Annotated in this window: 8 protein-coding genes and 2 riboswitches; all 8 genes read right to left on the bottom strand. The window is 29.5% G+C overall.

Annotated elements, in window-relative coordinates; translation table 11 throughout:
* Positions 1–133 precede the first annotated feature (133 nt).
* The gene (locus tag Q0Y03_RS14470) at positions 134–1,435 is read right to left on the bottom strand and encodes a homoserine dehydrogenase (protein WP_297714513.1); all 1,302 of its coding nucleotides are present in this window, start codon (positions 1,433–1,435) and stop codon (positions 134–136) included.
* 160 nt (positions 1,436–1,595) lie between these two features.
* The gene (locus tag Q0Y03_RS14465; protein ID WP_297714512.1) at positions 1,596–2,543 is read right to left on the bottom strand and encodes an ABC transporter permease; all 948 of its coding nucleotides are present in this window, start codon (positions 2,541–2,543) and stop codon (positions 1,596–1,598) included.
* Entirely contained in the window at positions 2,543–3,622 is a 1,080-nt protein-coding gene (locus tag Q0Y03_RS14460) for an ABC transporter permease (RefSeq protein ID WP_297714511.1), read from the bottom strand. The genes Q0Y03_RS14465 and Q0Y03_RS14460 overlap by 1 nt, the downstream gene beginning before the upstream one ends.
* Complete coding sequence (locus tag Q0Y03_RS14455; RefSeq protein ID WP_297714510.1) at positions 3,622–5,142, bottom strand: ABC transporter ATP-binding protein; 1,521 nt, start codon at positions 5,140–5,142, stop codon at positions 3,622–3,624. Before Q0Y03_RS14455 ends, Q0Y03_RS14460 begins: the two co-directional genes overlap by 1 nt.
* 450 nt (positions 5,143–5,592) lie before the next feature.
* Positions 5,593–6,663, bottom strand: a complete 1,071-nt coding sequence (locus Q0Y03_RS14450; RefSeq protein WP_297714509.1) for a BMP family ABC transporter substrate-binding protein — start codon at positions 6,661–6,663, stop codon at positions 5,593–5,595.
* A gap of 126 nt (positions 6,664–6,789) precedes the next feature.
* A riboswitch (purine riboswitch) is annotated at positions 6,790–6,887 on the bottom strand.
* A gap of 236 nt (positions 6,888–7,123) precedes the next feature.
* Positions 7,124–8,194: a BMP family ABC transporter substrate-binding protein gene (locus tag Q0Y03_RS14445; RefSeq protein ID WP_297714508.1), complete on the bottom strand. Its 1,071-nt coding sequence runs from the start codon at positions 8,192–8,194 to the stop codon at positions 7,124–7,126.
* 125 nt (positions 8,195–8,319) lie between these two features.
* A riboswitch (purine riboswitch) is annotated at positions 8,320–8,417 on the bottom strand.
* A gap of 74 nt (positions 8,418–8,491) precedes the next feature.
* Positions 8,492–9,328 (bottom strand): HAD family hydrolase, encoded by an 837-nt coding sequence (locus Q0Y03_RS14440; RefSeq protein WP_297714507.1) that lies wholly within the window; start codon positions 9,326–9,328, stop codon positions 8,492–8,494.
* A 178-nt stretch (positions 9,329–9,506) separates the two neighbouring features.
* A partial coding sequence (locus Q0Y03_RS14435; protein WP_297714506.1) for an SH3 domain-containing protein occupies positions 9,507–10,528 on the bottom strand: 1,022 nt, incomplete at its 5' end.

Raw genomic sequence — 10,528 nt, 5'->3', positions numbered from 1 at the left:
CGGTTAGGAGCTTCGAAGCTTTAGTAGATTTTATGGAAATAATAATATAAATTCTTAGTGAAATTATATTCCTTCCTGGAGATTATATAATCAATTTTTTCGGCATCACGGCATTCAAGCTCTAACGAACAATTTAGTTAAAATCTTCTATTCTTATTATGTTTTCTATATCTTTCACTGTTCTTAAGTCATATAGTTTTTCTATAGAATCATTTATCAAAGCCTCTTTAGTCTTATGTGTTATTAAAACTAAATCTATCTCATGACTTTCATCATACTTTCTTCCTTTTTGAATAACTGATTTTAAACTTACTCTATTGGAGCCAAAAATAGTAGTTATTTGTCCTAATACACCTGGCTTGTCTTCAACAGTTACTCTTATATAATATCTACTTTCAACTTCATCTATATTTTTAACTTGCTTTTCCCATAAATTATTTCTTATAATTGGATTTTGATTTTCCACTTCTATATTTTTTCTTAAAATAGCAATTATATCACTTACAACCGCACTACCTGTTGGTAAATCACCTGCACCTCTACCATAGAACATTAAATCCCCTACAGCATTTCCATTTATAAATATTGCATTAAATGAATCATATACATTAGCAAGTGGATGAGTTTCTGGTATCATAGTAGGATGTACCCTTAACTCTATTCTTCCATTATCATCTTTAGCAATAGCTAGTAATTTTATTGACATTCCAAAATCACTGGCATATTTCATATCTATTGGCTTTATCTTAGTTATTCCTTCTCTATATACATCATTAATATCAACTTTAGTTCCAAAAGCTAATGAAGCAAGAATTGCAAGTTTATATTGAGCATCATATCCTTCAATATCTGATGTAGGATCTGCTTCTGCATATCCTTTGTCCTTAGCTTCTTCTAGTACTGAATCAAAATCTAGTTGTTCAAGCTCCATTTTGCTCAATATATAATTTGTTGTTCCATTAACTATCCCATATAGTTCATTTACTTTATTTGCAGTTAAATTTTCATTTATGCCATTAATTATAGGTATTCCCCCAGCAACACTTGCTTCATATTGGAACATAACTCCCATTTCTTCAGCCTTTTCAAATACTTCATCGCCTTCTGTTGCAAGTAGCATCTTATTAGCAGTAACTATATGTTTTTTTGCTTCCATAGATCTTAGCATATATTCTTTAGCTGGTTCTATCCCTCCCATAACTTCAACTACAAGTTTTATTGAGTCATCATTTAATATATCGTCAAAGTCAGTAGTTAAAATATTTTCTGATACTTCAACACCTCTATTTTTATTTAAATCTTTTACTAAGATCTTAGAAATCTCAATTTCATAACCTGATCTTCTCATAATCTCTTCTTTATTCTGATGTAATATTATATATACACCTCTACCTACATTTCCTAGACCTAACAAGGCTATTTTTACTTTTTTCATTAACTAATCCCCCTTTGTATTTAATATCCCCAATTTATATGTTTTATAAATATTATAATATATTTCTTTAATTTTCCATATAATATTTTTATAAAAATTTTCCTAAAATAAGCAAAAAAATAAAAGAAGCTTTAAAAAGCCTCTTTTATTTAATTTAAATCTATCTTTTTCCTGCATCAAATATTTCACCAGCAGCCTTTGGTGCTTGTGAAGATTTAGAGAATATAATTAATGCAATTAATGTAACTACATAAGGGAATACCTTTAATACTACTAATGGTATACTTGCTAACTCTGGAATTACTTGTGCAACATTTGCTAATGTTGATGCAAATCCAAAGAAGAAAGTTGATGCTAATATTCCTAAAGGTCTCCATTGTCCAAATATTAATGCAGCTAATGAAAGGAATCCTAACCCTGCAACACTTCCATTAAATTCACCAGAATATGTTACTAATATTATACATCCACCTAATGCAGCTAATGCACCTGATATCATAACACCAATATATCTAGTTCTCATTACATTAATACCAGCTGCTTGAGAAGCTTGTGGGTTTTCTCCACAAGATCTTAATCTTAATCCAAATGGAGTCTTATATAGTAAGAATACACTTATTATTAATATTGCTAATACTACCCATGTTGTAATATAAGTTTTTGTAAATAGTAATGGCCCTATTATTGGAATATCCTTTAATACTGGAACACTTTTTGGTAAGAATCCTAAAGTTATTCTTATGTTACCACTACCAGTTATATTTCTTGCTAAAAATACTGTTAAAGCCCCAGCCATCATATTAATTGCTGTACCACTTATAACTTGATCTGCATTTAAATTAATACTTGCAAATGCATGTAGAAGTGAGAATAGAGCTCCAACTATTGCAGCAACTAAAAGACCTATCCATAACGCTCCATTAACACCTGCTTCTTGAAGTTGAGAGATTGTTAATGCTCCAGCAAAAGAACCTACTATCATAAATCCATCTAATCCTATATTTACAATACCACTTCTTTCACAGTAAAGCGCTCCTAAAGCAGTAATTAGCATAGGTACAGTATATGCTATTGCATAAGGAAAAATTTGTACAACTATATCCCACATTATTTTTCCACCGCCTTTTCACTAGATGTTCCTAATTTTTTCTCATCTCTTTTTTTCTTTATACTCTTAATTACTTTATCCATAACTACACTTGTTGCAGCAAAGTAAATAATAGTAGCTATTATTGTATCTGCTAATTCTGGTGGTACCTTAACATTGGCATTCATAAACCCTTTACCAACATATAATACTCCAAAGAATAATGCTGATAATAATACTCCGAAAGGACTGTTATTACCTAATAAAGCAACAGCTATTCCATCAAATCCTTGAGATGGCATTACTCCAATTTGAAGTACTGTAGAATTACCCATATATTGAGCAACACCAGCTAATCCAGCTAGTCCACCTGCTATCATCATAGAAATTACTATATTTCTATTTACAGGCATACCTGCATATTCAGCACCAAATCTATTATATCCAACAGCTTTTAATTCATATCCTAAAACAGTTTTATTTAAAATAAACCATATAACTAATACAGAAAATATAGCTAAGAATATTCCATAATTTATGTATGAACCACCAAATATATTTGATAACCAATCTGCTTTTAAAGTTGCTGAGTCTGCTAATTTAGCTGATTCTGTTTCAGTAGTACCCTTTAAATATTGAGGAACCATGTAATAAACTATCCAATATGCAGTCCAGTTCATCATAATAGCTGAAACAACTTCATTAACATTAAATAATGCTTTTAAAAGTCCTGGTACAGCGGCCCAAATTGCTCCTGCTAATATACCACAAATAATCATTAATGGTATTAATATAGGAGATGGTAAATCAACTAATAACCCTATAGCTGTTACAGTAAAACCACCAGCTAACATTTGTCCTGGCGTACCTATATTAAATAATCCAGTTTTATTTGCAAAGGCAAAAGATAATCCAGTAAGAATTAATGGCGTTGCAGTTGCAATTGAATTACCTATTCTTTGAGGGTTCATTAATCCGCCTTTAAATAAATAAGTGTACCCATCTATTGGATTAAATCCCATTGCTAGCATTAATAAAAATCCAGCAAGTAACCCTAAAACTACTGCCATAATAGATTTTAATAATTGATTCTTATGCACTAAGCTTCCCCCTTCTTTATGCCGGCCATCATTAAACCAACTTCATTTTCATTTGTTTCATTAGCATTTACTATACCTATTAACTCACCGTTATTTACAACAGCTATTCTATCAGATACATTTAAAACTTCGTCTAACTCAAGAGATACTAATAAAACTGCTTTTCCTAAATCTCTTTGTTCTACTAATCTTTTATGAATATATTCTATTGATCCAACATCTAATCCTCTAGTTGGTTGAACTGCAATTAAGAAATCTGGATCAGATTCTATTTCACGTCCAATTACACCTTTTTGTTGGTTACCACCTGATAATGATCTTGCTATAGATTTTCCACCTTCACCTGATCTAACATCAAATGTTTCAATAATCTTTTGTGCATATTCAGAAATTTTTACTCTATTAATTAATCCATTCTTAGAAAACGGCTTATTTCTATATGCTTTAAGGACCATGTTATCTTCCATTGTATAATCAAGAATTAACCCTCTTTTATGTCTATCTTCTGGAATATGTGCCATACCATCATCTATTCTTTGACGTATTGACTCTTTAGCTATATTTTTCCCTTTAAATATGATGTTTCCTGATTCAATATTTCTCATACCAGTTAATGCTTCTACTAATTCAGTTTGTCCATTACCTTCAACACCAGCAATACCAACTATTTCTCCTGCTCTAATATCTAATGAGAAATTCTTTAGTCCAAGTACTTTTTTATTATTATTAACAGATAGATTCTCTATTTTTACAACTACATCCTTTGGTTTTGCTTCAACTTTTTCAACTTTAAATGATACTTCTCTTCCAACCATCATTTTAGCCATATCAGCTTCTGTAGCATCTTGTACATCAACCGTTCCTATATACTTTCCTCTTCTAATAACTGTACATCTATTAGCTGCTTCTTTAATTTCTCTTAGTTTATGAGTAATTAAAATAATAGACTTGCCTTCTTTAGTCATGTTTTTCATAATTGAAATTAATTCATCAATTTCGCTTGGAGTTAATACAGCTGTTGGCTCATCAAATATTAAAACATTAGCATTTCTATAAAGCATTTTTAATATTTCTACCCTTTGTTGCATTCCCACAGAAATATCCTCTATTTTTGCATAAGGATCAACATTTAAACCATATTGTTTAGATAAATCTTCAATTTTTTTTGCAGCTTTTTTAACGTCTACTATCAATCCTTTTCTAGGTTCACATCCTAAAATTATATTCTCTGTAACTGTAAAGTTATCTACTAATTTAAAATGCTGATGAACCATACCAATTCCTAAATCATTTGCAATGTTAGGATTTGATATTTTAACTTCTTTTCCTCTAACCTTTATGGAACCTCTATCAGGCTTGTACATTCCAAATAACATTCCCATTAATGTTGATTTTCCTGCACCATTTTCACCTAAAAGAGCATGTATTTCTCCTTCTTTTAGTTGCAGTGTGATATTATCATTTGCTACTATTCCAGGAAACTCTTTGCGGATATTTAGCATCTCAACTACATATTCCATGGATATCCTCCTCTTACATAATTATTTTATTAATACATATTCCAATTAACTTATGCAAATCATAAATTTATATTCTTACATAGTAATTTCATATATTATTTACGAAACTTCATTCTAAGTATAATTTATATAATTCGCATTTTCAACATTTTTTTCGCTCTTTTTTACAATTAGCATATCATATTAATTATATTTGTATATTTTTATAAAAATTTTTCTTGTATAGTATTATTAAACCAATTATTACTCCATTTTATTCATATTTATAACCTTTTAATACAAAAAAATATATACTTACTTTTTAATAATATATAATTTTTACTAATTATTTTTTACAATAAATATCTAACTTTAAATTCATGTAAACTATTTTAAATTTTTGTTATACTTTTTTTACGATAAAAAGGCTATGTAAATCACTTTACCATAGCCCAATTTCATTAAAATATTTTATAATTCAGTTTTAACTACTATATCTCCACTTTTGATAGCTTCTAATACTTCATTAACCTTAGTTACTGTATCTTCACTTAAGTTTGGATTTTCTGCTGGAATACCAATACCATCATTAGATGCATCAAATCTTAATGTTTCTCCACCTGGGAACTTATCATTTAATTGACTTTCAATCATTTGATAAGCAGCTTCATCAATTTTCTTAATAGCTGAAGTTAATATTACTGATTTATTTCCTTCATATATACCATCAGCATATTGATCTGAGTCAACACCTATAACCCATACTTCTTCACCATTAACAACTCTTGTCTTAGCTTCTGTTATAACTCCAGTACCAACTCCACCAGCTGCAGCAAATATTGCTTTAACTCCGTTATCATACATTTGAGCTGCTAATTGTTGTCCTAAAGCCGTATCAGAGAATGAACCTGAATAAACTATGTTTTCAGCTTTTAAGCTAACATTTGTTCCATAGTTTTCATTAGCATAAGCTACACCTTGTTGGAATCCATAGTCAAACTTTTGAACTGATGGTATTTCCATACCTCCGATAAATCCTAGTTCACCAGTTTTTAATTCAACTGCTGCTGCAATACCTGCTGCAAATCCACTTTGTTCTTCAGCAAAGTATATAGCTACAGTATTTTCTGCTACAACATAGTTATTATCTCCATTATGTGGTGCTCCATCAAGTATAACAAATTTTGCATCTGCATATTGTTCTTGTGCTTTATATATAGCTGTTTCAAACTTATAACCTGGTGTTACAATGAATTTATATCCTGAATCATAAAGATTTTGTATTTCTGTTAAATAATTAGCTTCTGTTTCTCCTGATGGTTGCATGTAATTCTTTTCAACCCCAAGTTCTTTTTCAGCTTTTTTAATTCCTTCCCATGTACCTTGGTTAAATGATTTATCATCAATTGTTCCTGAGTCAGTAACCATACCAACTTTTAATGTTGTTTCTGATGAATTACCTGAATCGCTGTTACTTCCACAACCAACTAATCCTGTTACCATTAATGCAGAAAGTGCTAATGCTAAAAATTTCTTTTTCATAAATTTTTCCTCCAAAACCGTTTATATTTTTAATAAACTCTCAATACCTTCTCTTAACAAAAAAACGTATTAATTCCAGAAGTGAAATTAATACGTTAAAACTCTTTTATATTTCGTATAGAGTTAGTATGTATTGAATTCACTCATAGTCGAAAATTCATGGCTTCCGGTAGAAACATCCCACCATATCTGGGATTTATATGAGTCGTTTTATTATTCGTATTTATTATAATTTATCTATTTATTATTGTCAATATAAGTTTTATTTTAGACTATTTTTTTATTATTTGTTGTATTTTGAATTTCTATATATTTTTATAGGAAAATTTCTCATCTATACTCTCTTATTAATATTTTTTATTATCAATACTATTCCCCTCATATATAGCATTTTTTCATAGTAAGATTAAGAAAAAAGACTATGCTAATTTCTTAACACAGTCTCAAATTTATATTAATCCTATAATTCAGTTTTAACTTCTATTTCATCTGATTTAATAGCATTTATAACTTCATTAACTTTTGTGATTGTATCTTCACTTAAGTTTGGATTTTCACTTGGAATACCAACAGCATCATTTTTAGCATCAAATCTTAAAACTTGCCCTCCTGGAAATTCACTATTAATCTCATTTTTTATTATTTGGTAAGTAGCTTCATCAATCTTTTTAATAGCTGAAGTTAATACTACTGATTTACTTCCTTCATAAATACCATCATCATATTGGTCAGAGTCAACACCTATTACCCATGCTTCTTCACCATTAACAACTCTTGTTTTAGCTTCTGTAATAACACCTATATTAACTCCTGCTGCTGCAGTGAATATTGCTTTAACACCATTATCATACATTTGAGCTGCTAATTGTTGCCCTAAAGCTGTATCAGAGAATGAACCTGAATAAACTATGTTTTCATTTTTTAAACTAACAGTTGTTCCATAGTTTTCATTAGCATAAGCTACACCTTGTTGGAATCCATAGTTAAACTTTTTAACTGATGGTATTTCCATTCCGCCAATGAATCCAAAATCACCAGTCTTTAGTTCAACCGCTGCTGCAACACCTGCTATAAATCCACTTTGCTCTTCAGCAAAATATACAGCAACTGTGTTATCTGCTACAAGATAATTATCTTTACCATCATTTGGTTCCCCATCAATTAAAATAAATTTTGCATCTTCATATTGGCTTTGAGCTTTATAAATAGCTGTTTCAAATTTATAACCTGGTGTTACTATAAACTTATAACCTGAATCGTAAAGATTTTGAATTTCTGTTAAATAGCTTGATTCTGATTCTCCATTAGGTTGCATAAATGTTGTTTCAAGCCCAAATTCTTTTTCAGCTTCTTTAATTCCTTCCCATGTACCTTGGTTGAATGATTTATCATCAATTGTTCCTGTATCAGTAACCATACCAACCTTTAATGTACTTTCTTCTGACGTTGATGAATTGTTATCGCTTCCGCAACCAACTAACCCTGTTACCATTAGTGCTGAAAGTACTAATGCAATAACTCTCTTCTTCATAAGTAGATTCCTCCTAAACTTTCTGTTTTTTATATGCTTATAATATTTACTCTATATTCAAAAACATATAAATTACTATAGTGAATTTAATACACCATAACTCATATATAATTCGTATAGAGTTAATATATATTAAGCTCACTCATAGCTGAAAATTTAAGGTTTTCTGTAGAAACATCTCACCATATTTGAGATTTATATGAGTCCTCCAATTATCCGTATCAGTATAATTTATATATTTTTCTTTGTCAATATTTAATTTATTTTATAATAATACTCGTTTTATTCCCCTTTTAATTAGCTTAAAACACAAAAATTAAATCTATTTGCTAAAAACTCAGCAACTCCATTATCCTCACAACTACCTATTACATCTGTAGCTATTTTTTTAATTTCTTCTGCTGCATTGGCAGTAGCATATGCTTCATTGGCTAACTCAAACATTGGTATATCATTTAAATTATCTCCAAAACAAATAACTTTACTATACTCTATGTATTTTGATAAATATTTTATTCCATTAGCTTTAGATGCTTCACTACTATATGCTTCTAAGAAATAACAATCTTCATATACATCTTTATAATAATTTACTGTTATTCCTTCAATACATTTAATTTTTTCAGCAATAGTCTTTATTTTTTCATAATTATCAAAAGCTACAAAATTAATTGTATTTGAGCCCATTAATGATCCATCATAATCTTCAACTTTCACAAAAGTCTTTAACTTTTTATCAGCTCTTTCTTTATAAAAATTATATTCATAAATATTTTCAAACTCCTTATGATATACCCATAAATGATTATCTTTAACAGCATATACTAATGGATTCTTATTATGTGTTTTAAAAATATCTAATACTTTATTTACTGTTTCTTTTTCTATTCCTTTAATATCTATGTACTTCAACTCTTTAGTATCATATATTAATACCCCATTCATTAAAGCAACTGGTAATTTTAAATTTAAATCTTGTAATATCTCAACTGCTGTTGCTGGAGTTCTAGCAGTAGCTACTGTAAAATTAACACCTTTTTCAATTAATTTATTTAAAATTTCTAGAGACTTTTTAGGAACTTTTCTTTTGCTGTTAATTAATGTTCCATCTAAATCTGTTACAAATAACTCCATTCTTTCACTCTCCTCTTTTGTGTATTATTTATATATGGTTATTCAGTTTAACATATAAATATAGTTTATGCTACATAAAAATTAAAATAGTTATGTTAATCTGATTTTTATTCATATATTTGCTATATCCATAAATCAAACTAACATAACTAACTAATTAATCAATATTAAATTTAAACTATACTATATTAAAATCTACATATTCATTTAATATATATCCTACTGCATCATTATATTTTATTTTGCTCCACTCACCTTCGTCTTCTAATACAGAAACTTTTTCTCCCATAGCGATTGTTCCCATAACATTTGATTCATAGCTTGATTCATCTCTTACTTTTAATGCTAATGTAACAGCTGTTCCTTCTCTTAGAACTGTATTTTCTGCTATACTTCTTGTGTTTATTGTCACATAATCCTTTGATACATAACCGTAGCCACTTCCATATTTTACTTTATACCAAGTTCCGCTTGTTTCTACTATTTCTACTTTTGCTCCATTGCTTAATGAACCTATTACTGAATAACTTGTTCCTGCTCCACTTCTTACATTTAATCCGCCATTTGCTTTTACTGTTCCACTTTGCGTTGATGTGGAACTACTGCTTCCATTGTTACTTCCACTATTACTGCTTGATGATACTGTTACATAATCCTTACTTACATAACCATATCCGCTTCCGTATTTTATTTTGTACCAGCTTCCGCTTGTTTCTACTATTTCTACTTTTGCTCCATTACTTAATGAACCTATTACTGAATAGCTTGTTCCTGCTCCGCTTCTTACATTTAATGCACCATTTACTTTTACTGTTCCACTTTGGATTGTTGTAGAGCTACTATTTCCATTATTGTTACTATTACTGTTACTTCCATTGTTACTATTTCCGCTATCAGTACTTCCACTATTATTACTTGATGATACTGTTACATAATCCTTACTTACGTAACCGTAGCCACTTCCATATTTTATTTTGTACCAGCTTCCACTTGTTTCTACTATTTCTACTTTTGCTCCATTACTTAATGAACCTATTACTGAATAGCTTGTTCCTGCTCCACTTCTTACATTTAATGCACCATTTACTTTTACTGTTCCACTTTGGATTGTTGTAGAGCTACTATTTCCATTATTGTTACTATTACTGTTACTTCCATTGTTACTATTTCCGCTATCAGTACTTCCACTATTATTACTTG

It is taken from the genome of Clostridium sp. (assembly GCF_026168755.1).
In the GTDB taxonomy this organism is placed as follows: domain Bacteria; phylum Bacillota; class Clostridia; order Clostridiales; family Clostridiaceae; genus Clostridium.
This window is presented reverse-complemented; position numbering and strand designations above follow the sequence as displayed.